The sequence below is a fragment of the Erwinia sp. PsM31 genome (genome assembly GCF_030433775.1).
GTDB lineage: Bacteria > Pseudomonadota > Gammaproteobacteria > Enterobacterales > Enterobacteriaceae > Erwinia > Erwinia aeris.
This window is the reverse complement of record NZ_JARUWZ010000087.1, coordinates 1-287: the sequence shown is the minus strand read 5'-3', so window position 1 is coordinate 287 and position 287 is coordinate 1. Positions and strand designations below refer to the sequence as shown.

At 53.7% G+C, this 287-nt stretch carries 1 protein-coding gene; it reads left to right on the top strand.

The genetic code is table 11. The annotated features are described in order from the left end of the window. Window positions 1-12 precede the first annotated feature (12 nt). A partial coding sequence (locus QCD69_RS22575) for a flagellin N-terminal helical domain-containing protein (protein ID WP_441004996.1) occupies window positions 13-287 on the top strand: 275 nt, incomplete at its 3' end.

Genomic DNA, 287 nt, shown 5'->3' with positions numbered 1-287 from the left:
TCTCTGAACGAGATGAACACCAACTTACAGCGTATCCGTGAACTGACTGTTCAGGCGAAAAACGGCACCAACAGCGCCGACGACATCGACTCAATCCAGAAAGAAGTTGACGCGCGTCTGTCTGAAATCAACCGTATCGGTAAAGCTTCTACCTTCAACGGCACGGCGATCTTTGATACGACCGGCAGCGTAAAAATCCAGGTTGGCGCCAACGACGCAACCGACGCTAACGTCATCAACATCGACCTGTCAGGCGCTGGCTTCCAGACTTCTGGCCTGGGCGCAAC